Genomic DNA, 26,210 nt, shown 5'->3' with positions numbered 1-26,210 from the left:
TAAAACTAGTATAAAGATAAGATGAGTGCATTCGTAGATCGTGAGGATTTGAATAAGGCCTTGGAGACCTTAAAAAACGGCGGATTAATTCTATACCCTACCGACACCATTTGGGGGATCGGTTGTGATGCCACCAATCCTGATGCCGTGGAGAAAGTTTTCCAGCTGAAAGGAAGAGATAAATCCAAAAGTCTGATCGTCCTTTTACACAACGACAATCAATTGGCAAGTTATGTAAATGAAATCCCGGATGTGGCTTATCAACTTATTGAATACACCGAAAAACCCTTGACAATTGTCTATTCGAATGCCAAAAATCTTGCGCCCAATGCGATTGCTGAGGACGGTTCAATTGGCATTCGAATTGTCAAGCACCCTTTTTGTGAACAACTTTTACAACGGTTTCGCAAACCGATAATTTCAACTTCAGCAAATATCAGTGGTGAACCAACGGCGAAAGATTTTGACGAAATATCTGATGCCATCAAAGATGGCGTAGACTATATTGTCGCCTATGACAGAGACGTAACAACAGATGGAAAATCATCTACTGTCATGAAGCTGGACCCAAGTGGTAAATTTGAATTTATTAGAAAATAGCATGAAAAAGATCGTTTTATTTTTTGCATTAACATTTGCTGTTACCAATTTATCTTTTGCGCAGCAAAAGGATATTCCCGCAGCCAAACCAGGCGTAAAATATGGCAAAGAAATCTCTGCGACCAATGCGATTTCAGTAGCAAAGCTTGAAAAAGAACTCACGCAAAAGAACGCATTCAACGGAAAGGTGGCAGGTAAGGTCGTTGAGGTATGTAAGAAAAAAGGCTGTTTCATGACCCTGCAACGGGAAGGCGAAGAACCTATTACCGTCCGTTTTAAAGACTATGGTTTCTTCATGCCAGCAGACATTGTCGGCAAAACGGTTGTTGTCGAGGGTATCGCAAAGAAAAAGGAAGTTTCTGTAGCATCGTTACAACATGCGGCAAAGGATCTTGGTAAATCACAGTCTGAAATAGACCAGATTACACAACCTAAAAAAGATATTAGCATTATTGCTGACGGTGTTTTGGTTGTCAAATAAGGCGTTCTCACACCAAACCTAGCATTGTTCTGATGAAAAGATTCCACACTTCAGCCTGTCACTCCATACTGGTCGATGGTACCTTAATGACCTTCGAAAAGCCCATTATTATGGGGATACTCAATGTGACTCCAGATTCTTTTTATGACGGTGGTGACAATACAACCGTCGAACTTGCGGTAGAGAAAGCAAAGAAGCTATTGCTTGAAGGTGCTCAAATTCTTGATATTGGCGCATATTCCTCACGTCCGGGCGCTCCATTAATTTCATCACAGGAGGAAATGGATCGAGCTCTTCCCGCTATTCGAGCAATTAAAACTGCATTTCCTGACGCTATTTTATCAATAGATACCTTTAGGGCAGACGTTGCTGCGGCTGCAATCGATGCGGGAGTGCACATCATAAATGATGTTTCGGGAGGTACCCTCGATGATAACATGTTCGCCACGGTAGCAAAATATCAAGTTCCTTATATTCTCATGCATATGCGCGGTATTCCCGAAAATATGCAGGAAAAAACAGATTATACAGATATTGTAACTGACGTAGCCACCTTTTTAGGCGACCGCATTGCGACGCTAAGAAGTATGGGGGTAAAAGACATTATTCTTGATCCGGGATTTGGTTTTGCAAAGACAGTCGAACAGAACTATGAGTTGCTCTATCGTGTCAATGAACTTCACTACTTCGAATTACCAATTTTGGGTGGAATATCCCGTAAATCCATGATTTATAAAAAAATCGGAATCACCGCCCAAGAAGCTTTAAATGGCACTACAGCTTTAAATACCTTACTTCTCGAAAGAGGCGTACAAATTCTCCGCGTACATGATGTAAAAGAAGCGAAACAATTGGTTGATCTCTTCTATTCATAAATCAGCATTATTTGCCTACAAATTTGGGATCACTTAATGTTTTAATAAACGCTATGATAGCTTCCTTTTCTTCTTCTGTCATCGGAATTCTTTTACCATTTTCTTTAAGAATCGGATCAAGGTTAGCTGCATCCAAAACACCTTTGTCAAAATAATCCAGGACAGATTTTAACGTTGGGAACTGTCCAAAGCTTCCATAAGGTGCTGTATATTCCGCATTTCTTAAAGAAGGCACCCGAAAAGCCATATAGTCCGTTTCAATACCTGTGATACGTGCTCGTCCGGCCTCGTCTGGATGTTTATTTAAAGGAAACCCTACATTTCTAAAACTCTGATCGGTAAATAATTCTGTTGCATGGCAGCTTTCACACTTCAACTTAAACAGCTGATATCCGCGTTCTTCCTCAATCGTGAATTGCTCCCCTTCACCTCGTTTTACCCGATCATATTTACTGTCGGCCGAAATTAAAGTATACTCATATTGCGCAATGCTTTTATAAATTCGTTCAGGTGTAATATTCTCATCGCCAAAAGCCTTCTTGAACAATATTTTATAATCAAACTCGCCATTGATTTTACCGATGACCTCCAGAATAGATGAGTTCATCTCCTCATGCGTGATAATTGGCACTAAAGGTTGCTTTTCCAGTTCGAGTATATTGCCATCCCAATTATAAAATTTCATAAAAGCCAAATTCTGCAAAGGTGGCGTATTCCGAAAGCCTACGCGATCATCTATACCCACTGCCTGCATTTTTCCATCGGAAAAAGCCAATGAGGGATTATGGCAACTGGCACACGATATCGTATTATTTCCACTGAATCTTTTCTCATGAAATAGTTTTTCACCCAATTCAACACCATACTTTGTCGGCTTATTGCTATTAAATGCATTATTCAGACTGGGAAAATCCGCAGGAATATTTAAAGTAACTGTTGGGTTATCATCCTGCGTAGATTCAACGATATCATCCCTACTACAGGATAAAGCAATTACTATAACTGTCAGGATTAAGATGACTTTTTTCATCCTTTTATTTTTATCAATGGTTGATGAATATTCAAAATGCATTCGAAAGTGATGATACAATCAGACTGCGTTCTTTTGTTTATGCATAACATATTTTCAGCAAATGGCTACAATCCCATTCAAGATCATAGCCATTCACGTAAAATTTAGTTAGAAACACTCTCAACAGTGAACATCCCAGCTGTATCACTGCTACCGTTACCACCAAGATTATCAACAAACTTCACCATTTCCACTGCCGAATGAATATTAGGCACAGCATTGTTAGCACCCAATGTAATGGTATTCGTCTTCCCGCTTAAGAGCTTATCAAAATCCGCCCTGATATTAATCTGTGGTACACTTTTTCCAACAGTAACTAAGGAAGGTAAATTCAAGGTAATATCCCGATAAGCATCTACCCCCTGTTTATAGGTGGATTCATCACCATTTGTTCCGCTGATCGTACTTCCTGTGTGAATAGACAACTCTTTATGATCAGCACCATAAAAGCCTTCCAATTTCGTAAATCGGTAACCTGTTCCCCATTCCCAGTGCATTTTAGTATCGTTGGCCCCAGCTGTTGCATAGAAAACCGGGAATCTCAGTTGATCCAACGTATTTATTTCCTGTTTTACCCCCAAGCCGAATTTGATCTGTTTATACTCGCCAACAGGTATATTACTCAACACATAATTTAAAGTTGCCGCTTTCGCCTGATCAATTACTGTAGCCCCTTTATCCAGATCATTTACATTATAAGGGATTTCAGATCCATCGGCTTTAATCAGTCTGATATTGCTAATTACATACTTCAGCTCAGAAAATTGATGCAGTTGCCCACTGGCTGATGTATTTGTTGTGGCAGCTGGAGAATCTGCACCACCCAGCACAATTGTTGTATTTTTAAATGTATTGTTGAAATGTAAGTTAACACTGTTGGCGACATCTTCACTTTTGCTACAAGAAATCATAACCAAAGAAATCATCAGGAGTTTAATTGCATTTTTTTTCATTTTATTCTAAGTTTTAAAGTATTTAAAAATTGATTTTTAAGGATGTAAAAATATTTCTACCCATGCGTGGTATATTTCCCCAATCTGCATAGGTACTATAGTATTCATTGAAGAGGTTCTCCGCACCGACCTGAAACACGGCATTTAATTTTCCAATAGTGAAGTTATAGTCTGCCGAGACATTCCATATCTTATAGGATGCAGTTTGGTCCTCTCCGTATTCAGGGCTGAAATTGACCTGACTAAAGTCTCCGTTCATTGAAGTTTGCACACCGATCATTTTGTATCGGTAATGCAATGATGTTTGATAACTTAAGGGACGTATAAAAGGCAGGTTTCCGCCCATATTGTCTTGCCCTCTGGCATAGCTAAGTACGACTTTCCAATCTAGACTTGGCAAAACTTGATATTGCGCATTGAGTGCCAGATTAAACAGAGTCGCATGATCTAAAGAGGTATAGCCTTTCACGCCTACCGATTGATAGTTCATCGGGCTACCCAAACTCAATATCCGGCCAATAATGTAGTCTTGGATAAAGAAATAATTGGCCTTGGCCCCAATGCTTAACTTTCCGGTCTTAAATCCGGCACTGGCATTGGCTTCATAAGAAACTTCATTTTTTAAATCCGGATTTCCGATATAATCGTACCGATCGAAACTGTTGTAAATGTAATAACCATAAGCCTCCGAAACAGAAGGAGCACGATGCCCAAACCCTGTTCCGAGGGAAAAGTCAAACTGACCAATATTTAACTGATAGCTAGCATGTAGGCTCGGCAGAATTCTATTTTTCTTCTGTGGAGAACCAGGATGGAAAATCCAGTTGAATTCAACGTATTTCGAATAGTTATAGTTCAAACCCAATGAACCTCCAAAGACAAGTCTACTGATATCAGAAAGATCGAACGCGTTATTCATGGCTACACTTGCAAAACGGGTGGTCACCCATGGCCAGCTATAGGCAAACATGGTCTGTTTGGATCGATCCTGCGGATACATGCGCATCTCAGCTATCGATAGATTATCATAAGCATTTACCTGTATTTCCGAAGAATAGCGGTCTTTCTGCAGATTAATTTTAGATAAAAGACCGTAGGTCGTACTCCAGCCTGGCATATCCATATGGACCAAATTTTCCGGACGGGTCGTATCATCCATATAGTGCTCAACTGCATTAAAATAAACTTTGGTGTCCCATACCTTTACCAAACCCTCTTCAAACAACTGTTTGTATGCCGCGGAAGTGATAATCGCTCTGGATAAGGACAAGTCCATTGGCAAAGCAGGAAATCCCACATCTTTTGCACGATCAAAAATAGCATCTACCCGAACAGCAGAAAGCGGACTTGTTTTATAGGCCAAGCCCAACGACGCATTGAATTTATTATATTGCGAATGCCGTACTTCATCGTCATTTCCATCATAATAATTTCCAGCCTTCCGGAAGGCAATACTTCCATCTGCCACAAATTTGTCACTTGAGTAATATAAATTCCCAAGATTGAAATTCTGCTTATTATTGAATTCAAAACCAGTCTGATAGGCTCCGCCAATTTTTTTCTGCAGACCAAACGCGGTATTCCTTCTTTTTAGATCTATACTGCCGGCGACCGTAGCACCATGCAGATTACCTTCCTGCCCCGATTTAATATCTATTGCAGCAAGGTTATTACTTTCTACATACGAGGTTATCGGGTCCATTTTATCCGTACATGCTCCAAAGACATGCATCCCATCGATCGTAATTGTCGAACGCTCACTACTCATATTATTGAGCAGGGGTTCCCAGGCATAGGCACCGCGTTTTATGAAGCTGATATTACTTGCAGAAGCCAAATATTCATCCACAGAGACTGTCATCTTCAGATCGTTTTCAATCCTCTTTTTGGCAGCTGCATTGACTGTAACCTCGGCTAGACGTCTCGTTGTATCACGGGTAATAGGATTGTTTTGTCCGTGTACGTTCCATCCCAAAGACAACATAAAGAGAATAATACTTATCTTCCTCATAGCCTCTAGAATAGAATATCAATGTATAACTCACTTTTACGACCTTCTACCCCCGGTGTAAAGTCCTTGGGCACCTCAGTTCCTGCTATTACCCTTCCATTTTGGTTGATCAAAATAAAATTCAATGTCCAGTTACCTGTCATTGTGTAATTCACAACGCCATGGTACAATCCGTCGGCCTGTTGTACCAAGTCTTTATTATTGGGCGAAGAATGGTTGCCCATCGAAGGTTCTGGCATACGCGGATCCAATTGTAAGGTATATCCTTTGACTGTCGTATAAGACAACTGTGCAGCGTCCAACTTATAAATCCCGGCGACCAGCTTATTTTCAGAAACAGTTGGTTTCCAAGGAGCAATCAAGGCGATTAAATACTGTTCGCCATCTTTCCCGGTGAAAGTGGTTAGGTTACGATTTTTATTTACCTGCGGCTTCACAGTTACATGCTGTGTAGCTGTGAAGGTCTGACCGCCAATTGTAAAATCGATTTCCAAATTCCAGTTTGCTGCCGCAGAGCTTTCATCTGTAAATACACTGTAACCCGAAAAGTAGCGACCATCCAACGTGTAGTCCATTTCGGACTGGTGTGGATAAACAATTTTCATTCCTTCCACATTGGTTTGGACTGGAAGCAATTTGACTGAGGAAACGGCTACAGGTTCGTTATTTTGCTGCTTATTGATTATCACGCGGATATCATTATAACCGCGATACAATACCCCGCCTAGAGCCTCAATACGTATACTATACCCTGAAGAAATAAGGCTTGTAACCTCTTTAAACTCCGTATTCACCGCCACAGTATTTCCACGTTCTGCCTCATAGTCTGTTTTCTCCTTTGTACAAGCAATTAGGAGAAAGGATATAATTGCGATATAAAAACCCGCTTTTTTTATAAATACATATCTCATCTATAATTTTTCATTTGTTAGGAAACTATCCGATTTATTGCGTGAGCTCCGGAACTCACGCAATAAATCAAAATGATATCCTATTGTGACGAACGGATATATTTCATCGTATAGATGCGCTCCATTCAACTTCTAGCGAAATGAAACCATCATACTGATATTGAACAGATTATTAGCTATTATCAATATTCAAATGATTCGGACCCACACCGCGATGTAGCCCAAATAATTAGGAAGGTTTCATTGAAATAAATAGTTATTGAATAAATAGCTTAACCGAAAGATTGATTTTATAGACAGAGCATCACTAAAAGCAGTTTCACAGCGAAATTATAACACGAAGGAAATCTTAGCATACCTTGTAATCCATCGTCAGTGATCGACTACTTAATCAAATAAAATATTAACTGGATTTAAACCAAAGGGGGGTGAAATATTGTAAAGATGGGATTATAGGAATAATCTTCTTTATATACTGGAAGCAGGCGCTCCACAGTGTCTTCATAAAGAGCCGTGTTTTTAAAAGTAAAATCTTGTGTATTATTTATAAAAACAACATCAATAATACGTAATTCAAGATTTTTTTGTTCCTTTTCCTCATGCTCGCGCATTTTCTTCATCAAAATACACTGGCCTCGACAGGCAAGCGCATTATCGTTAAAGCGATTGATACATTCATAGCGCGCGATATAATCTCGATTCAACTCGAAGACGGTCCATAGCCATACCGTTGAGAAGCTCTGCAGGAGCATCAAGGGTAATAGAATCCATATAAACAGTCTAATTTTCATTCGAATATTTTATTCTCAATAGCAGCTTACCTCGTTAAGATTGTTTCTTTATCTTGTAAACTTACCAAATCGAGCTCATGATAATTCGTTTTGAGTTTGGGCAAATATAACAAATGAATTTTGGAATAAACAAATGCTATTTAAAAGAAAAAGTCCTAGGCAGACTACTACCTAGGACTTATAAAACTCAATTTTAATTATTTTGACGCAACCGTCAAAACCGCTTTCTTATTACCAGCGGCTAAATCCAATGTAAAAACATAGGTTTTACCTGCCTCTAAAACTTTGCCGGTTTTGATACCCAGATTGCCTGAATCACGACCATTATTGCCATCCCCCACAAAGACGATATCACTTGAGGTTGTCACATCTGTACTACCAAATTCACCGCCCCATCCCTTTTGATGGAAAAATTTGAAGTTGATGTTATCGGATTTTATAGACTCTCCTGCCTTAACAGTTATCTGGTATTTCTTGTTACCTAGCGGCACCAGACAAAGTGCTTTATCCGTGTTCCAGCCCACCTGGTTACTGGATACTTTAGGCTTTCCAATTCCCTCACCGATAATCCATACAGCACCAGATCCATCATCTTGTAGTTTTGCCAAATCATTGCCTGTCATCGCCTCAACCACAAAGTATTTTAAGTTAAAGTCTGCTGTAACACGGTATTTTCCAGTTGATCCTTTAAACGATAGGGTTCCATCGGCCGCTTTGGTAAAGAAATCTGGATCGATCCACCAATCTTGCAGATCCGCAATCCCTTCAAAAGTCGTCGTTTTCCCTTGGGCCAGCTCGATTTCAACTTTTGCATGTTTATCATCCACTCGACTGAACTGCGATCCATTTAACAGTACAACAATAAATGGAGATGCCTGAAATGTCAATGTATTAAATTGAATTGGATATACACCAGAAGTCGAATTTGAAAAAGGAATTTCAGCGGTAGACCCCAAGTTAATAACATTATTGACCCAACCAAAATTCATCGCATTGCCTTGTGTACCTACTTTTGGCGCTTGAATATAGCCTTTTACCTCAGCTGCAAAATTTTCTTTTGCCGCATATTGGTTGCGCCCTACCTTTTCCATGCGATAGGATTTGGATTCTGTGACTAAAGTTAAATATGGAAAGTCGGGTCTGCTCAGATTAATATCAAAAGATTGTTCGGTTATTTTTTGGCTAATATTCTGTACGACAAACTTAAGGGTTGCTTTTCCATCGGGAATATCTTTCAAGAACGGAACATAAATTTTTCCAGCATAGTCTCCATTTTGTTTGGTACGGATAACGGTTTCGGTTACCTTGTCGTCGGTAAAATACAATTGGGCTTTAACAGTAGAAAGCGCAACTTCACTATCCGACACATGGACCTGAAACTCGAGACTATCCCCAAAATTTGCAGTCGAGATAGGCGATTTCAATTCGATTTTAGGATCCCCTATTTGATAGGTATATTTTTCATCCTTTTTACAGGAACTAACTGCAGTAATAGCAGCAGTTCCCAATAGTATATTGATGAGATATCTTTTCATTTGTTCATAATTTATGCGCTATCAACGCGATAGCGCTTAGGGTTTATCATCCTCCAGTTAATAGGTCCAACGGTAAGAAACAACCGACTTAGCTGGCACATCATAGCTAAAATGATGTTTACCGTCTGCGACAGTGATTTTACGACTATCGCCTGATTCGTTTAACAGAACGACAGCATAGGTCCCATCTGTATTTTGAAAGGCTGTATAAACCAAACCTTCCGCCGTATAGCCAGAAGCGCCAATCCTTGTAGCTCCTGATTTAACCACCGAGGAAAGATGACCAACAATATAGTAATGCGAATTGCGCGTTATATTCTTATAATTTGCCTTACTAATGTCCACGGCGCCATAACATGTCTGGCAGCCCCCCTCGCGATTTGGCCCTTTGTCAGTATCAAGCATCAGGTTCCATACAATGACGCCCTTGCTCCAATTGTTGACGGTGCCCAATGCAACTTCTCGCATATCCTCCATCAAACGTTTTTCAAGATTGCGTCCATCATTCCATTCTCCAATGGATGTTTCCGTAAATACCAATTCCTTGTCTGGGCGTTGATTATGAATATCGATAAGTTCAGCTTTATCCCCACCATAATTATGGTACGCCGCTCCGGCGAAGAATGACGCTGCGCCGGCATCGTTATAAATCTTTACTGGATAATCTGTCTGATCAGCGATATTATCATAATTATAATTATGATCAAATGCATAAATCTTTGTTGATAAATTAGCCGCTTTTAATTGTGGGCCCAAAGCTTGTTTGACAAAAGCCTGTTGTTCCTGCCATGACATATAAAGCGAAGCGGAATTTTTTCTATTCAATGGTTCATTTTGAACAGTAATCGAATAAATATTAATGCCTTCTTTCTTCATTGCCTGGATCCATTGAACGAAATACCAACCATAATCCTGGTAATATTTTGGATTTAACTGACCACTGGTCCATGAATCAAAGGGCTTTAAATCAGTTAGGTTGTTAACTTTCATCCATTTCGGTGGAGTCCATGGGGAGCCCATGATTTTTATGGATGGATTGATAGCAAGTATTTCTTTAAGCACCGGAATGATATATTGGGTCTCTTCAGACTGCAATCCAAAATTTTCCTTTCCTTCTTTGTCCCAACAGGTATATTCGCTCAAAGAGAAGTCGGAACATCCAATAGCAATACGGATATAGTTCATTCCCATTCCATCTTTATCTGAAAACGTCTCTGTAAGGAATTTTGTCCGATCTTCCTTACTCATTTTCATTAAATTATAACAGGTTGAGCCTGTGACGGCTGCACCGAAGCCGTCCATCGTCTGGAATTTCTTAGTAGGATCTAGCGTAATTGTATTGGGCGACATATTAAATTTGGAGCTGAAATCAACAAAGCGCTTTCCAAAATCCAAAGACCGGCTGCCTGTCGTCGTATAAATGGTAACATCACCACTTTTTTTAATTTCATCACCTTGCGAAGGTGTATAGCTGTCACGGTTACAAGATGTTGCCGTCACTAGACAGGACAACAAGAATGTATATATCATAGTTTTTTTATTAGTACGTTTCATCTGTTAATATATTTGTCTCCATCCATCAGATGGGGGATTCCACTTGTTAAATCAATTAATACCCCGGATTCTGAACTAGATTAGGATTCTGATCAATTTTTGGTTGCGGAATCGGTAAACGGTAAGAGTTCTTCGTAAAGGGATACACCTGTGCCTTTCTTCCAGCGTCTTTTGCATAGACCGCATTCATGACAGATTCCACCTTGTCCAAGCGCACGAGATCGAACCAGCGTTGTCCTTCGAAGGCTAATTCCAGACGACGTTCTTTCAGATAAGCATCTAATAAAGCATCCTTATTTGAACGTATCGCAGTTGACAATTTTGGTAGTTTAACACGTGTGCGAATTTTGTCAATAATGTCTGCTGCGCCGGATAAATCTGATCCCTGTTGAATTAAAGCTTCTGCCTTGAGCAATAAAAGATCTGCATAACGAAGCTTGACAATACTATTAAATGCAGACCGCAGTTTAAACATGAATGGATAATGATTGGCGGGATAATAGTTGCTCCAAGTGGTGGTGTAATAGACAACGGATTGCCCCAAACGAATCTGATCCCCTTCATTCGTATATGCTTGTATCAAATCCCGTGATGGGGTTACCCATTTTGCCCATGTGAAGTTATTATCATAATTGGACAAATCCCTTCCAAACATCCAAGTCGCCCAATTGCCTCCTCCTGCAGTGAACTGTGCTTCCAAAATCGATTCTTTCGTATTCCGTTGTGCAAGATCTGTATTGCTTGCATTCATCGCATATAAATCCGAGTAATTAGTATTCAGATCAAAGCCATCAGCTGTCAATGCGTCAACAAATTGAATGACTTTAGCATAATCGCGAATCGGTTTTTCGGCATAGATCTTTGCCAGCATAGCTCGCGCTACGGATTTGGTAAATAAAGTTTTATTCCCATTATTGTTGGCAGGTGCATCTGCCAATCCATCCATCAGGTCTTTTTCGATCTGTTTGTAGGCTTCTTCTTCAGTAGCTTGTTTCGGAAAATATTGCGGATAAACTTCATTGACATTATCACCGGTAATATCGGGTGCAATCGTTGTGATGATAGGGATAGATCCAAATATACGGACCATATCAAACATCGCCAATGCTCTGAATAGTTTCGCTTGTGCTTTATAAGTCCTAATTTCTGTATCGCTCACCGATTTATCAGCGACACTATCCACATAAATGATCAATCGATTTGCACGGCCAACATCTTCCAGATACCTACCCCAATCCCGGTCAACCACAGAATTAGACCCTTCAATAGAATTATTTTCAAAAGGTACAACTTCCGCGCCGGTCGTTCCCGCATAGGAATTATCGGCGTGGGAATCGCCAATCAAGAGGAGGTCGAGGTACCAATGTTCCTGCCTATCTTTCATCTGCTGGTAAATCCCCGCCAAATAAGTTTCAACTTCGGCTTTATTCTTGAAAACGACCTGTGTTCCTGTCTCCGTCTTTCCTTGACTGACATCCGAATAATCCGAAAGCGGATCACGATTCAAAGAACAGGAGAACAAAAACAAAGAGCCTGTTAGCAAAGAAAGAGCGTTATATATATATTTTTTTTTCATGATACAGACAATTAAAACTCAATATTAAGACCTAAAACAAATGAACGATTCTGTGGATAGGTTCCCCAATCAATACCCTGGATTCTGGAATCAGATCCGCCGGAATATTGGTTTACTTCGGGATCCATACCGGAATATTTAGTCAAGGTAAATAGATTACTTACAGATAGATAAGGCTGAATTTTATGGATACCAATACGTTTCAGTCTCTCCGGAGAAATGGAATAGCCCAAGGAAACATTTTTCATCCGCAAATAACTACCATCCTCAACAAAATAGGTTGAATTCTTCATGTCAAACCCAGCTTTCGGAACGTTGGTAATCTGTCCCGGTACCCGCCAACGATCCAATACAACAGTAGTTTGATTTCGCCCATCATACATCCCCTCTGTTTCCATGCGGCTCGCATTGAAGATATCGTTTCCGTAAGTTCCCTGAATAAATATGCTGAGGTCGAAATTTTTCCAGGAGAAGCTGTTTGTCATACCATAGACAAACTTTGGAAGAGGGTTACCGATATATGTACGGTCGCTCGATGAAATCTTTCCATCGCCATTCAAGTCGCGGTACATGAGCTCACCGGTTTCAGGGTTTACACCATCAGAGATATAACCGAAGAATCCTGCAAGTGATCTTCCTGGCTCATTCTTCACGACAAAATCATTGACATAATCGTTTGTCTTTACATCGTAGTACACTTGTTGTAGATCCAGTTGTTTCAGTTTATTTCTGTTGAAAGAAATATTAAAATCGGTATTCCAAGTCAAGTTTCCGGTCAGATTTTTTGAATTTACCGCAAATTCAAAACCATGGTTGTTCAGTCGGCCGCCATTTCTTTGGATTGTGGTTGCTTGCTGTCCTGCTGGCAAGCTTGCATTCATTAAAAGATCTTTCGTATCCTTGTTGTAATAATCTGCACTGATCGTCAGTCTATTGCTCAACATGGTGATATCAAAACCAATACTGGTTGTGCTTGTCGTTTCCCAAGTCAAGTCTTTCGCTCTTAAGATTGTTGGCTTATTGATATTTGGCACTGAATTGTCTTTTCCCTCAACGAACCACTGTTGACGTTGGATACCGCTCAATTGCAGGTAGGCATAATCACCTAATCCATATTGATTACCTGTCTGTCCCCATCCGCCACGGATTTTAAAGTCATTTATCCAGGTTACATCTTTCATAAAGTCTTCAGAAGAGATTCTCCATGCAGCTGAAACCGACGGAAAATACCCCCAGCGACGTTCCGGACTCAACTTTGAAGAACCATCGGCACGCATATTTGCGGTCAATAAATACTTGCCATCATAATTGTACATTGCGCGTGCGAAATAGGACATAATCCCCCAATTGGATGCAGAGGATCCTGTTCTATCCCAGGAGATCTTGTTCGCCGCATTAAGTGTCTCTATGATTCCATTTGCATAGTTTGAACCATAGATATAGCTTCTGGAGTACTTGGAATCTGTCCATGACGAACCGCCCATTACTTCCATGTTATGCTTTCCAAAGTTCTTCGTGTACGTCAAGAAATTGTCCCAAGTCAACACGGTATTTGTATTACGAATATCTGAAGCCTCCCCGAATTGGTTTCTTCCCCAAGCTGTTGTCCAAGGGTCCAAAAAGGTCGTCATCACACCTGATCTTCTATCCAATGAAAACGCAGTTTTCCAAGTTAAATTAGGCATAAAAGAAACCAGTGCACTTCCTGTGGCAACAAGACGATTTTCGCGGTTATTATTATTTCTTGTCCGGGCTAGGTTTTCCAAAGGACTGGTGATGTTGTTGATCCCATAGAAATTATTATAGAATCGATCCGGATTGGTTGGATCCCATACAGGCGCGTAGGTTGGTGTTGTAATCACCGATGTAACTACGCCCCCACGATTAGAACCCAATCCTGAGGTAATTCCATTATCATTGTTATCGGAATAATTGATATTCGCATTCACCTTTAGCCATTTTCGGACTTGGTTATCAATATTAGCACGAAAATTATATCGTCTAAAAAAGGATCCTTGTAGTGTTCCTTTTTCGTTCAAATACCCCCCTCCTAAATAATAACGGAGCTTCTCATTGCCATCCGAAACGGATATTTGATGATTTTGTTGGATCCCCGTCTTATAGGTTTCTTTAAACCAATCTGTTTGATCCAACAATCCCTCTGGCAGATTTATCATGCCTATTTCATCCTGTAAATCTTTGTATTGACTGGTATTTAAAACTTTAACCGTGTTATTGACAACATTGGCTGTCCATTGTGTTCCCAGTGTAATTTTTGCTTCCCCGGCTTTTCCTGATTTTGTCGTAACCAAGATAACACCGTTCGAACCACGCGAGCCGTAGATCGCTGCCGATGACGCGTCCTTTAGAATTTGAATATCCGCAATATCAGTCGGTGACAAGAACTTAATATCTTCCACAGGAACTCCATCAACAACATACAAAGGAGTGGTATTACTATTAAAAGACGTTATCCCACGAATTTGTATCTGAGGTGCTGCACCTGGCTGACCACTCGGCTGAATAACAGTGACCCCGGCAGCTTTACCTTGAATGGCTTGCCCAAAATTAGTAACGGGTCTCTTTTCTAAGTCTTTGGTGGAGACAGAAGAGATTGCAGTCGTGACATCTTTTCTTTTCACGCTACCATAACCGATTACAATAACATCCTCCAGCAAATTGGTTGAAGAATTTAATTGGACAATCATGGTACTGTTGGCAGGTAGTTCTTTGCTGTCGTAGCCAACAAAAGTAAATTGGAGTATGCTGCCCGTGCTTGCTGAAATTTGAAAACGCCCATCTCCGTTACTGGAGACTGCGTTATTACTTCCTTTTTGTGTAATGGTTACTCCAGAGAGTGGTTTCTGATCTTGGGCATCCAAGACACGTCCACTAACTTGAATTCGGTCTTGGGCAAACACCAAATTCACCAAAGTAAACAAGAAAGCTAACCCCGATGAAAAGGCAACTTTTCGTGTAAAGTAAATCATATGAAATAAAAAAATTGGTTATTGTTTAATCTTTTGGTTATTCCAAAATGGCAATGAGTTTCCCCTGCTTCATTGCTCAAAACAAAACTAAGATCAGCTTGACGGAGAAAAAAGAGCGAGTACTTAAAAAGTACCGAAGAAAAAATATAAACAATTAAAAACAAGACACCTGCAAAAAATATACACCCTTAAAAAGTACCTAAAGGAGCGTAAAATTGTCTTTAAAAAAGCTAATTTTCGGGTATTACAGCACATTTTATGCCCGGTCGATCACCGCAATCTGACATACAGCCGCCTCGAAAGCATCACGATTTCCCGCGGCTTTATTACGTACTTTTGTTCTGTAATTATAAACCGTCCGAAGCGAGTATCGCAGGAAACTTGCAATCTTCACGGAATCATCGATCCCTAATCGAATTAATGCGAAAATCCGAAGTTCGGTATTTAACAATTCTGTTTTCTTGGGATAAATTTTCTCGTCCTCCTGAAGTAGTGCATTAAATTCATCAACAAAGGTTGGATATAGATTTAAAAAGATACGATCAAAATTAACATAAAGTTGCTGCACTTCCCTTTCTTCCATTTGCGTTGACTTTAACTGTTCCCGCAGCGCATCCCATTGCTGATTCGTCGCTTTTTTCAGTAATGCCTTTCTGATATCTTCCATTTTATCGATGTAACTCGAGCACATATCAAAAAATTGAGCAATATATTCTTCTTTAATATGATTGGATTCAGATAATTTAAGGTTAGTCTGTTTTATTTCATCATTCAATGAGCGAAGTTGTTGGTTTGTAGCTGATAATTCCGACCGTATCCTTCTCAAATGTTGCACCTGTCTATAGATAATGACAAGTCCAATAATGACACCGATCAATAAAATACTGACGATAATGACCAGTCCAACCAATTGTCGGTTTTGACTACTGATTTTCTGCTGATAGGCGGCATTGATAATGGGATAAGAAGAGGTCCCCTCGATAATGCGATACCGTACTTTACATAACATCGCATCGTCTATGGCTTTTTCAATAAATTGAAAAGCGCGATCAAAATCCTGTTGGTCATAATACGTTAGCGCCAGATCATGAAAAGATGCGTTATCACGATTTGCCATTTCAATATCTGCACTGGCCGATATTGAAAGATAGTAAATCTGACTTTTCGTATCCTTTTCATATTTATAAATGAGCCCCATAAAATAGGCAATCAGCGCGCGTTGCTCCATATCCTTTTTATTCTCATTCCAAAGGACCAGTAATTGCTTTTTAGCGTCCTCACGATTACCGTTAAAAAGTGTTTTTATCGCAATGGTGGTACGATACTCCAAGGAAGACTTTGGTAGTACCGTTAACAACGAATCACGATACTTTTCACTTGCCTGGTAATATTCTGACCGATTATTGCTCTGACCGTAATGACTATAAAAGGAGCTGTAGGTATCGTAATATTTTGCCAGGAGATCCCGGCCAAGATGAGCAGATTCGACTTGCTTCAACAATTGTGAAGCTTCTATATACCGTCCGATGGTGGAATACACCCAGGCCAAATCGAGATGAATCACTGCCTGCAAGGAGTCATTATGCGGTGGAGCGAGCTTTTGACACAGTAAAATATAAGTAAGCGCTGCGTCAGAATCAAACTTCTTATAATTTTCAAAGATTTCGTAGTTCTTCTTCAAAAATTGAGCAGGATTGCCTTCTAATGCTTTTGCCTCCTGTTTTAATTTCTCCAATTTATCTTCACGGTTCTTGATGTAAATTTTCTGATTTTCCATCAGATATTCCAATCGTTGCAAAACCCGGGTGCTATCGGAAGCCACTTGTGCAGATAGGTAAAGACTAAAATGTGCGAAAAGAATAAAAAGAAAAATGCGCTGCAACATAATAAAATCGGTTCAAGATAGTGTAGACTAAACTACATAAAAATAACAACAAAAAAGAGGACGTCTCACGACGGCCTCTTCCCCTGACCCAGTTAAGGGTCCAAGAATTAACAAGTTAATTCTTTATCGCATGAAAAATAGTTTTCTTTTTAATCCATAATCACCTATTTCCAACCTCCTCCCAAGGCTTTGTAAAGTAGAATCTGATTTAAAGTATTCTCTTTCTCCAATTCTACTTTTCCGATTTGGGCTTCCAGAGACTCTTTTTGGGCCGTAACAACATCTAAAGAAGTTACCCGACCAGCAATAAATAGTTCCTGTGCGGCTTCAATAGAGAGGTTTAACGCTTGAACATGCTCATCAACAAAGCTACGTCGTTTGACGATCGCCTCTTGCGTCATGACAACATTGGAAACTTCGTTATAAGCGTTTACAACTGCTTTTTCATAGTCTACAAACGCAATTCCATAATCTGCTTTCGCAATCTCATACTGCGTTTTTAGCTGTCTTTGATTAAATATTGGCAGTGTAATACCGCCAAATAAATTATACGCAATAGATTTATCCAAATTAAATAACTTGTTAAAGCTAAAGCTCTGTAATCCGATAAATGGACTTATTGCAACAGAAGGCAAAAAAGCCAAGCGTGATGCTTCCTGATTATTCGAAGAAGCAATCACCTTCAAATAAGCGGCCTTAATATCCGGGCGTTGGTTCACGAGATCATCTGGTGTACCAAAATGCATTGCATGATACAAATCTGCATTTTCGGTATATGTACTTCTTACAATAGGTTGATAAAAACGCCCCAACAGGCCGTTGATATGATGTTCCCAAAGTGCTATTTCTTGGCTCAATTGTTCTTTGGCAGCTTTCGAATTGGCTAATAGCGCCTTAAATTGTTGCACAGAAAGCTCAGTCGCATAACCGGCATCTTTTTTCACCTCAACAACTTCCAGTGCATTTTTATGTAATTCAATATTCCGATTGTAAACTTTTATCTTTTGATCCAAAGCAATTAGTTCATAATAAGCCGTCGCAATATTGGATACCAATTCCGTTTCTAATAGACGCTTGCCTTCCTGCTCAGCTAAAAAGCTAAAATAAGCGGCCTGCTTTTGACTTTTCAACTTTCCCCAAAGATCAATCTCCCAGGACGAACGAAGTCCGATAAAATAATCTGGGATAAATGGTTCGGGCAATTTTTCATCACTTTTCAAGTTCTCCGAAAAATTTGAATCATAATTACCTATTCCTGATTCTGTATAATGCCCATATTTCCGAATTCCTCCTTCTACTGCAGCCTCTACAGTTGGCCCCAATGCTGCCTTCCGTTGTTTAAAATAAGCTTGTGCAGATTCCAACCGCAAAATGGATTGACGAATATCTAAATTGTTCTGCAGCGCAGAATCAATTAGAGAAACCAACTTCGGATCTTTAAAAATTTCCTTCCAAGACCGACTTCCTACATTTAAACTATCTGGCGAAAGATGTTTGGAAAATGAAGTCGGTACGTGTAATTTCTCCGGTTGAAGTGTTTTTTTGGGAACCGAGCAACTACCAAATAAAATAAGTGCAACTATGACTAAAGAAGCTTTTTTAACGACCTGTTTCTTGTTATCCTTTTTTGAAAATAAGATCACTAATCCCGGGATGACAATTACCCCGAGTATGGTTCCGATAAGCATTCCTCCCACCGCAGCGGTACCGATACTTCGATTACCCAATGCTCCTGCTCCACTGGCCATCATCAAGGGAATTAGACCTGCAATAAATGCAAAGGAAGTCATTAATATCGGACGCAAACGGGCAACAGCTCCTTCGATTGAAGCGGTCACGATATCCATTCCCTGCTTATATTTCAAATTGGCATATTCCACAATCAGGATCGCATTCTTACCTAGCAAACCAATCAGCATGACCAATGCTACCTGCGCATAAATATTGTTTTCCAATCCAAAGACCTTCAAGAAGATAAATGCACCAAAGATCCCTGCCGGAAGACAGAGCAGAACAGGTAAAGGCAACAGAAAGCTTTCATACTGTGCACATAACAACAGATAAACAAACAGAAGACAGAGTGCAAAAATATACAAGGCTTGGTTTCCGGAGATTTTCTGTTCACGAGTCATCCCTGACCATTCGATACTATACCCTTGCGGCAAAGAAGAAGCAATTTTCTCGACTTCTTCGATAGCTTGCCCGGAGCTGAAACCAGCTGAAGACTGTCCAGTAATCATGGCCGAACTAAACATATTGTAACGGGTAATTTGTTCAGGACCATAAATTCTTTCCATCGAAATAAAGGCATTGTATGGAACCATCTCACCCGTCTCATTCTTCACATATAAGCGTAATACATCTTCTGGTCTCTGGCGATATTCGGGACCAGCCTGTACCATGACCTTATACATCTGTCCGTAACGGATGAAATTTGTCGCGTAAAGACTTCCCATTAAGGTCTGCAGTGTATTCATGGCATTCTCCACCGATATTCCTTTTTTTGCAGCCATATCGTAGTCCACCTTCAGCATATACTGTGGAAAGTTCACATCAAAACTGGAGTTGATATCCTGAAGAACATCACTTTTTTCCATATCGTCCATAAACTTCTGTAATACCTCGGCCGTCTTGTTGAGATCCTCATTACCGCTACGGTCCAATAAACGTAATTCAAAACCCGAAGAGTTACCAAAACCGGGAACTGTCGGCGGCGGAAAGAATTCAATCTCTCCATCAGCAAAATCCTTTGTTTTATCCCGCAATTCTTTAATGACATCATCTACCGTTTGATCACGCTCTTTCCAAGGTTTAAGATTGATCATCCCCATCCCATAGGAAGCACCAGATACTTCAGTTATGATACTATACCCCGACAATGTAGACACCGTTTCAACAATATCGAGTTTCCGTGATACGGAGTCAATTTTATCCAAAACGCGTTCTGTACGGTCTACGGTTGCTCCCGGTGGGGTTGTTACAGCGACATAGATCATTCCTTGATCCTCGGTTGGAATAAAACCTGAGGGTAAGATGGCACTACTTCCCCAGGTCGCTAGAAAGAATCCTCCAAGTAGAAGGAGAGTCAGTCCACGTCGCGCACTGGTTTTTACCAAAATTCCCTTATAACCGAAGGCCGTCTTGTCATAAATGGCATTGAATTTTTTAAAGAAACGGTCCAACCAGTTATTCGAAGGTTTACGGTCATGGGGCGATTTTAGGAAAAGCGCACATAAAGCGGGCGTCAATGTCAACGCGTTGATACCTGAAATAACAATGGCAGCCGCGAGCGTCAATGAAAATTGACGATAAAATATCCCCACCGGCCCTGAAAGAAAGGCAACAGGAACAAACACAGCAGACATCACCAACGTAATGGCCACAACAGCGCCACCGACTTCTTTCATTGCCTCCAATGTCGCTTCCATAGGTTGAAGATGTTCTTCTTCCATCTTTGCATATACAGCCTCGACGACGACAATTCCATTGTCTACCACAATACCTATGGCCAGTACCAAGGCAAACAAGGTCAGCAGGTTGATAGAGAAACCTAACATCTGCATAAAAAATAATGCCCCAATCAAACATACTGGTACAGCCAAAATTGGTATAATAGTCGCCCTAAAATCCTGTAAAAAGATAAATACAACGATAAAAACCAAAAGAAACGCCTCCAATAAGGTTTTGATGACGGAAGAAATTGAAGCATCCAAAAACCGCGACACATCATAACCCATGGTATAGGTCATGCCGGTCGGGAATTGCGTTTGTTTCAATTCTGCCATGCGGTCTTTTACACGCTGAATAACCTCTTGTGCATTTGATCCCGGCAATTGCTTTAGCATGATGGATGCGGATGGACGTCCATCAGTTTTGGATACCATTTCATAATCCAATGAACCAAATTCAACATCTGCTACGTCTTTTATACGGATAATAGAACCATTTGAAGTCGCTCGAATAGGTATATTGGCATACTCCTCAATTTCAGTGAATTTACCGGGATAACGCAATACATATTGCTGCATGTTACGCATTTTATCGGAACTGATACCGGTTTGTCCTGGCGCAGCCTCGATATTCTGTTTTCGTAATGCAGCCACCACATCCTCCGTAGATATATTATAAGCTGCCATACGATCAGGTTTAATCCATACACGCATCGCATAATCACGCATTCCCATAATCTGAGCGAGACCGACGCCTTCGATCCGTTTCAGTTCCTTTAGAATGTTGATATCTGCGAAATTGTAAATGAATCTTTCATCCGCGGTTTCATCATCGGTAAAAACATTCAGATACATCAACATGGAGTTGACCTCTTTTTCGGTGGTTACCCCTGCTTTGATGACCTCTTCAGGGAGTTCATCCAATACAGTAGTTACCCTATTCTGTACGTTTACAGCTGCAATATCTGGATCTGTACCAACTTCAAAAAAGATTTGAATAACCGTGCTGCCGTTATTGGTAGACACTGAATTCATGTAAGTCATCCCAGCTACACCGTTGATTGCTTTTTCCAAAGGAATAGCGACGGCATTTGTACTCACCTCAGCATTGGCACCTGTATAATTGGCATTGACGACGACCGAAGGTGGTACAATGTCCGGAAATTGTGTGATGGGCAATGTAAATAAGGCCAACAACCCTAAAAGTGTAATAAACACCGAAATAACCAACGACAATATGGGTCGTTTTATAAATGTTTCAAACATAATTTATCCTCCCCTACAGTTTCCTCATTTTTGGATTAATCTTCATTCCACTCCGCAGTCCCTGTACTCCCTCATAGACAATCTTGGCGTTGGGATCTAAGCCTCCATCCACAATGTAATAATGCCCCACACGCGGGCCCGCTGTAAAAGGTGTCATTTTTACGGTACTATCTGCCTGTACAGTATAAACGTATGTCTTGTCCTGAATTTCAAATACTGATTTTTGGTGTACAAAGGTATGTTCCCCTGTCTGCATTGGCACTGCAATCTTACCTGTTGCACCATGCTTTAGGATATGCTCGGCATTGGGAAATTGAACCCGAAGGGCAATGGATCCAGTATTGGCTTCAAATTCACTTTCTACCAAATGGGCAATTCCCTCGTGTGGATACAGCTCACCATTGGCCAAAATTAACTTGACCGATTTTTGCGTTTCCTTACCGTCCAACTTATCACGCATAAGTGTCAGATACTCTCTTTCAGAAATATCAAAATAAACATTCACTTTGCTTAAATCGGAGATCGTCGTAATTAAGCTACCCTCGGTCAATAAAGAGCCTTCTCTCAATAAGATACGGTCTATACGGCCGTCAAAAGGAGCCTGTATAACAGTATAGTCCAATCTTGTCTGTGCCTGATTAACCAAAGCTCGGGCTTCTTCTATCTTAGAATTGGCCGCTTTTAATTGAATTTTCAATAAATTATATTCGGAAGAGCTTACAATATTCTTGTCAACCAGTTTTTGAGTTCGTTCCATTTCCAGCTTGATCTTTTGCGCTTCGGCAATGGCATTATCATACTGTGCTTTGGCCTTGGCTAATTCCGAACGATATTCCTCGTTATTATACTTAAACAGCATTTGGCCTTTCTTTACCCAAGCCCCTTCGTCTACATAAATTTTATCCAAAAATCCATTCAATTTGGAACGAATTTCGACGTTTTTTAAGGCTTGAACATCCGCAATATATTCTTGATAAACAGTCGTATCCATTACCATTAAAGGTACTACAGGAATATTTTTGAGTTCTTCTTTCGGATCAGCGTTAGCGTTGGATGAATGGCATGAAGCCAGCATCCCAACCATACCCACAAAAAGGCACAGTAAAAGTAATTTCTTCATAAACGATAAAAAATGTAAAATGTTAAACCCTCCTACGGTATTTTAAAATCAGTCGTTAGGAGAATGTGTTAGATGGGAGCTACAGCAATTCTATAGCGTAAAGAGCGGCCCAAAGCCTTCCATACCATATATAGAAATAAAACTAAATTGTTGCAGCCTCCGCTAGAAAATTAGAGGAGCGTAACTAGAATGGCCTAAAACGGGATAGGAAGCGATAATACCCTGGTAAGCATAGGGTTTTAGATCGGTAAAAAGGATGTTCATCATCTTTTGCAAAACATAATGCCGTAAAGACGATTCCAAAAACAAAAATAAAAATTGGTAGGACTTGACTATTGAGTGAAAATATACGATAATCATCTTGCAATAGTACTTTTTCTTCTTGGGAAGAATGAATGGGTTCCAAATCCAATACGTCATCCAGAAAATACTCCACAATGGTCTCACCTGCATGCAACACCTGTCCAGTTGCCGAGGAGAAAGACTCATAGGTCAACAGATTAAGGTATGCAAAGAGTGTTAAAAAATGAAATATTTTGCCTAACATATCGAAATTTCGAATCACAAAGGTATGACTTTAAATAGCTAAGATTATTTTATTCGTGTAAAAAAACCATGACAGCCTAAAAAATTAGCTGTCATGGTTTTCAAAAAACAAGTAATGTTCATGGTTTCCGCTATAAACCTTAAAAGATCAATTAAACAGTCGACACAATTACTTAGCACTAAAGTATCATCATTGAATTCATTAGTGTCTATCAGAACTCAATCTTTATTTTCCTTTTACTTTTTCGTTACTAAAGGAATATGGAGCATCTTCTTTTTTTGTACCTCTATTTTTATTCGGTGCTTCGCTCATTTTGAAATCAAGTTTGGCACCCTGCAATAAATCTTTATAACGGATATAATTATGACTATAAGGCTTTCCATTCCAAGTTAGTTGATCTACGTAGACCTGATTTGGTCCCTGCTGTTTAGCTTGGATATTCACTTTTTTCCCATTTTCGAGATTTAGTGTCACCTTATCGAATTGTGGTGAACCAATCACGTATTCGCCCGAGGCAGGAGAAACAGGATAAAATCCCAGCGAAGAGAAGACATACCAGGCTGAAGTCTGCCCGTTATCTTCATCACCACAATAGCCGTCTGGTGTAGGCAAATAAAGTTTATCCATTATTTTGCGCACCCAATATTGTGCTTTCCAGGGCTCTGCAGCATAATTATACAGATAGGGCATATGTTGGATCGGCTGATTTCCATGCGCATACTGCCCCATATTCATCACCTGCATTTCACGCATTTCATGGATCATTCCACGACTTTTCATACCCTCATAACTCGGAATAACAAACACCGTATCCAACATGGACACAAATGATTGATTACCCCCCATCAAATTAATTAAACCCTGAGGGTCATGGAACACACAAAAACTCCAATGCCAAGCATTTCCTTCCGTATATTCTCTTGACCAGGCACTTGGATCAAAATCTGAGACGAACGATCCGTCTGCATTTTTTCCACGCATAAGTTTTGTACTTGGGTCAAACAGATTTTTATAGTTCATTGCGCGTGTTGCATAAATAGCTGTTTCAGCTTCCGGTTTGCCCAATGCTTTGCCAAATTCATAAATACACCAGTCATTGTATGCATATTCCAGTGAACGTGCTACATTTTGGTCTACTTTTACATCAGCAGGTATATAGCCCAATTTATTATAATATTCATAACCGAAGCGTCCCGTCGAAGAGTGTTTCGGATAGGCACTATTGGCCCCATGCTTCAGCGCTTCCCATAACAGGTCTTTATCATAGCCTTTCCGATCAGTAATCAAAGCATCTGCTACAATAGAAGCGGAATTGTTTCCAATCATCGATGCACGATGTCCTGGCGAAGCCCACTCCGGAAGGTAACCACTCTCTTTATACGCATTCACCAAACCTGCCTGCATCCGATCATTCATCGACGGATACAATAAATTCAACAGGGGAAACAAACTTCTAAAGGTATCCCAAAAACCTGTATCCGTAAACATTTCCCCAGGCAGGACCTGCCCATTGTAAGGGCTATAGTGCATACGTTTGCCTGTTCCATCAATTTCAGAAAAATCCCTTGGAAAGAGTGTTGAACGATAAAGGCTGGAATAAAATGTACGTAACCGGTCAATATTGTGGTCTTCAACCTGTACACGTCCGAGGATTTCGTTCCACTGTGCTTTACCTTCGTCAACAACCTGTTGAAATGTTTTGGACTTCACTTCTTTTAGATTAAGTTCTGCCTGCTCAAAACTGATAAAGGAAGAAGCAATACGGGCGGTGACCTTTTCCCCTCTTTTCAAGGAAGAGAAACCAACGACTGCTCCGGCGTGATTGTCCTGAATTTCCAATTCATCTTTACTTATCGCTCCGCTTTTAACAGCAGCTTTGTAGGAGAATGGTCTATCGAAAGTAATGACGAAGTAATTCTTGAAATTCTCCGGAACACCAACACTATTTTTTGTTGAATACCCGATAATTTTATTTTCCTGCGGAATTACTTTAATATAAGACCCCTTATCAAATGCATCAATAATAACATAAGCACTGTCTGTTTTAGGGAATGTGAACTGAAAGATTGCTGCCCGTTGTGATGGCGACAATTCTGTTGTCACATCGTGATCCGCAAGGTAAACGCTATAATAATAAGGTTTGGCAATTTCAGCTTTATGCGAAAACCAGCTCGCCCGTTTTTCTTGATCAAATTGCGGTGTACCTGTTATTGGCATGATTGAAAACTGACCATAATCATTGTTCCAGGGGCTTGGCTGGTGGGTTTGCTTAAATCCTTTAATTTTATCTGCCGTGTAAGTATATACCCAGCCATCGCCCATATTTCCAGTCTGCGGGGTCCAAAAATTCATACCCCAAGGCCGAGCGATCGCAGGATAAGTATTGCCATTAGACAATTCATACTTCGATTCAGTACCGATCAAAGGGTTAACGAAATCAACAGGCGAGGTTTGTTGCGCCATTCCAGCATGCGCCGCGAACAGAAAAAGAATACTACCTGTTAGTTTTTTAATATTAAACATAAATGAAGCGTTTGGTTAAGCTTAAAATTATTAGCAAAAAAGCTAAAACGTATTAGTAAATATAAGTAAGA

17 protein-coding genes are annotated in these 26,210 nt (G+C 40.1%); 3 read left to right on the top strand and 14 right to left on the bottom strand.

Annotated elements, in window-relative coordinates; genetic code table 11:
* Positions 1–21 precede the first annotated feature (21 nt).
* The 3 genes from ACLCDV_RS01790 to folP are packed head-to-tail and all read left to right on the top strand — an operon-like array spanning position 22 to position 1,956.
* Positions 22–600: an L-threonylcarbamoyladenylate synthase gene (locus ACLCDV_RS01790; RefSeq protein ID WP_088159989.1), complete on the top strand. Its 579-nt coding sequence runs from the start codon at positions 22–24 to the stop codon at positions 598–600.
* Between the two features lies 1 nt (position 601).
* Positions 602–1,081 carry a DUF4920 domain-containing protein gene (locus tag ACLCDV_RS01785; RefSeq protein ID WP_336835434.1) on the top strand — a complete coding sequence of 160 codons (480 nt, stop codon included), beginning with the start codon at positions 602–604 and terminating at the stop codon, positions 1,079–1,081.
* Between the two features lie 32 nt (positions 1,082–1,113).
* Positions 1,114–1,956, top strand: coding sequence for a dihydropteroate synthase (gene folP / locus ACLCDV_RS01780; RefSeq protein ID WP_120333037.1), 843 nt, complete (start codon positions 1,114–1,116; stop codon positions 1,954–1,956).
* Positions 1,957–1,963: 7 nt separating this feature from the next.
* On the opposite strand, the gene ACLCDV_RS01775 is transcribed toward folP, so the two are convergent.
* The 14 genes from ACLCDV_RS01775 to ACLCDV_RS01710 all read right to left on the bottom strand — a co-directional run bounded on the left by ACLCDV_RS01775 (position 1,964) and on the right by ACLCDV_RS01710 (position 26,139).
* Positions 1,964–2,986, bottom strand: coding sequence for a cytochrome-c peroxidase (locus tag ACLCDV_RS01775; RefSeq protein WP_317668670.1), 1,023 nt, complete (start codon positions 2,984–2,986; stop codon positions 1,964–1,966).
* Between the two features lie 146 nt (positions 2,987–3,132).
* Positions 3,133–3,981, bottom strand: a complete 849-nt coding sequence (locus ACLCDV_RS01770) for an MbnP family protein (protein WP_317668671.1) — start codon at positions 3,979–3,981, stop codon at positions 3,133–3,135.
* Between the two features lie 22 nt (positions 3,982–4,003).
* Complete coding sequence (locus ACLCDV_RS01765) at positions 4,004–5,992, bottom strand: TonB-dependent receptor (RefSeq protein ID WP_317668672.1); 1,989 nt, start codon at positions 5,990–5,992, stop codon at positions 4,004–4,006.
* 5 nt (positions 5,993–5,997) lie between these two features.
* On the bottom strand, positions 5,998–6,903 hold the full coding sequence (locus tag ACLCDV_RS01760; RefSeq protein ID WP_411972797.1) for a hypothetical protein: 906 nt from the start codon (positions 6,901–6,903) through the stop codon (positions 5,998–6,000).
* Between the two features lie 413 nt (positions 6,904–7,316).
* Positions 7,317–7,694, bottom strand: a complete 378-nt coding sequence (locus ACLCDV_RS01755) for a hypothetical protein (RefSeq protein ID WP_075990767.1) — start codon at positions 7,692–7,694, stop codon at positions 7,317–7,319.
* 197 nt (positions 7,695–7,891) lie between these two features.
* The gene (locus tag ACLCDV_RS01750) at positions 7,892–9,229 is read right to left on the bottom strand and encodes a DUF5125 domain-containing protein (RefSeq protein WP_411972796.1); all 1,338 of its coding nucleotides are present in this window, start codon (positions 9,227–9,229) and stop codon (positions 7,892–7,894) included.
* A gap of 57 nt (positions 9,230–9,286) precedes the next feature.
* A complete protein-coding gene (locus ACLCDV_RS01745) occupies positions 9,287–10,759 on the bottom strand; it encodes a glycoside hydrolase family 30 protein (RefSeq protein ID WP_317668675.1) in 1,473 nt (490 codons plus the stop codon).
* 79 nt (positions 10,760–10,838) lie between these two features.
* On the bottom strand, positions 10,839–12,359 hold the full coding sequence (locus ACLCDV_RS01740; RefSeq protein ID WP_411972795.1) for a RagB/SusD family nutrient uptake outer membrane protein: 1,521 nt from the start codon (positions 12,357–12,359) through the stop codon (positions 10,839–10,841).
* 11 nt (positions 12,360–12,370) lie between these two features.
* Positions 12,371–15,349 carry a SusC/RagA family TonB-linked outer membrane protein gene (locus ACLCDV_RS01735; RefSeq protein ID WP_411972794.1) on the bottom strand — a complete coding sequence of 993 codons (2,979 nt, stop codon included), beginning with the start codon at positions 15,347–15,349 and terminating at the stop codon, positions 12,371–12,373.
* A gap of 256 nt (positions 15,350–15,605) precedes the next feature.
* The gene (locus ACLCDV_RS01730; protein WP_317668678.1) at positions 15,606–17,234 is read right to left on the bottom strand and encodes a DUF6377 domain-containing protein; all 1,629 of its coding nucleotides are present in this window, start codon (positions 17,232–17,234) and stop codon (positions 15,606–15,608) included.
* Between the two features lie 164 nt (positions 17,235–17,398).
* Positions 17,399–21,949: an efflux RND transporter permease subunit gene (locus tag ACLCDV_RS01725; RefSeq protein ID WP_411972793.1), complete on the bottom strand. Its 4,551-nt coding sequence runs from the start codon at positions 21,947–21,949 to the stop codon at positions 17,399–17,401.
* Positions 21,950–21,962: 13 nt separating this feature from the next.
* Positions 21,963–23,069 (bottom strand): efflux RND transporter periplasmic adaptor subunit, encoded by a 1,107-nt coding sequence (locus ACLCDV_RS01720; protein WP_317668680.1) that lies wholly within the window; start codon positions 23,067–23,069, stop codon positions 21,963–21,965.
* A gap of 184 nt (positions 23,070–23,253) precedes the next feature.
* Positions 23,254–23,616 (bottom strand): hypothetical protein, encoded by a 363-nt coding sequence (locus ACLCDV_RS01715; protein WP_070561742.1) that lies wholly within the window; start codon positions 23,614–23,616, stop codon positions 23,254–23,256.
* Between the two features lie 225 nt (positions 23,617–23,841).
* The gene (locus tag ACLCDV_RS01710; RefSeq protein WP_411972792.1) at positions 23,842–26,139 is read right to left on the bottom strand and encodes a GH92 family glycosyl hydrolase; all 2,298 of its coding nucleotides are present in this window, start codon (positions 26,137–26,139) and stop codon (positions 23,842–23,844) included.
* Positions 26,140–26,210 lie beyond the last annotated feature (71 nt).

The sequence above is a fragment of the Sphingobacterium sp. Lzh-3 genome (assembly GCF_046764375.1).
In the GTDB taxonomy this organism is placed as follows: domain Bacteria; phylum Bacteroidota; class Bacteroidia; order Sphingobacteriales; family Sphingobacteriaceae; genus Sphingobacterium.
This window is presented reverse-complemented; position numbering and strand designations above follow the sequence as displayed.

What these genes read in the sequence shown, in the direction of transcription:
- ACLCDV_RS01720 (WP_317668680.1), bottom strand. Translation starts at nt 23,069, where the DNA reads ATGAAGAAATTACTTTTACTGTGCCTTTTTGTGGGTATGGTTGGGATG.
- ACLCDV_RS01770 (WP_317668671.1), bottom strand. Translation starts at nt 3,981, where the DNA reads ATGAAAAAAAATGCAATTAAACTCCTGATGATTTCTTTGGTTATGATT.
- ACLCDV_RS01790 (WP_088159989.1), top strand. Translation starts at nt 22, where the DNA reads ATGAGTGCATTCGTAGATCGTGAGGATTTGAATAAGGCCTTGGAGACC.
- ACLCDV_RS01710 (WP_411972792.1), bottom strand. Translation starts at nt 26,139, where the DNA reads ATGTTTAATATTAAAAAACTAACAGGTAGTATTCTTTTTCTGTTCGCG.
- ACLCDV_RS01740 (WP_411972795.1), bottom strand. Translation starts at nt 12,359, where the DNA reads ATGAAAAAAAAATATATATATAACGCTCTTTCTTTGCTAACAGGCTCT.
- ACLCDV_RS01760 (WP_411972797.1), bottom strand. Translation starts at nt 6,903, where the DNA reads ATGAGATATGTATTTATAAAAAAAGCGGGTTTTTATATCGCAATTATA.
- ACLCDV_RS01755 (WP_075990767.1), bottom strand. Translation starts at nt 7,694, where the DNA reads ATGAAAATTAGACTGTTTATATGGATTCTATTACCCTTGATGCTCCTG.
- ACLCDV_RS01725 (WP_411972793.1), bottom strand. Translation starts at nt 21,949, where the DNA reads ATGTTTGAAACATTTATAAAACGACCCATATTGTCGTTGGTTATTTCG.
- ACLCDV_RS01765 (WP_317668672.1), bottom strand. Translation starts at nt 5,992, where the DNA reads ATGAGGAAGATAAGTATTATTCTCTTTATGTTGTCTTTGGGATGGAAC.
- ACLCDV_RS01730 (WP_317668678.1), bottom strand. Translation starts at nt 17,234, where the DNA reads ATGTTGCAGCGCATTTTTCTTTTTATTCTTTTCGCACATTTTAGTCTT.
- ACLCDV_RS01715 (WP_070561742.1), bottom strand. Translation starts at nt 23,616, where the DNA reads ATGTTAGGCAAAATATTTCATTTTTTAACACTCTTTGCATACCTTAAT.
- ACLCDV_RS01735 (WP_411972794.1), bottom strand. Translation starts at nt 15,349, where the DNA reads ATGATTTACTTTACACGAAAAGTTGCCTTTTCATCGGGGTTAGCTTTC.
- ACLCDV_RS01785 (WP_336835434.1), top strand. Translation starts at nt 602, where the DNA reads ATGAAAAAGATCGTTTTATTTTTTGCATTAACATTTGCTGTTACCAAT.
- folP (WP_120333037.1), top strand. Translation starts at nt 1,114, where the DNA reads ATGAAAAGATTCCACACTTCAGCCTGTCACTCCATACTGGTCGATGGT.
- ACLCDV_RS01745 (WP_317668675.1), bottom strand. Translation starts at nt 10,759, where the DNA reads ATGATATATACATTCTTGTTGTCCTGTCTAGTGACGGCAACATCTTGT.
- ACLCDV_RS01750 (WP_411972796.1), bottom strand. Translation starts at nt 9,229, where the DNA reads ATGAAAAGATATCTCATCAATATACTATTGGGAACTGCTGCTATTACT.
- ACLCDV_RS01775 (WP_317668670.1), bottom strand. Translation starts at nt 2,986, where the DNA reads ATGAAAAAAGTCATCTTAATCCTGACAGTTATAGTAATTGCTTTATCC.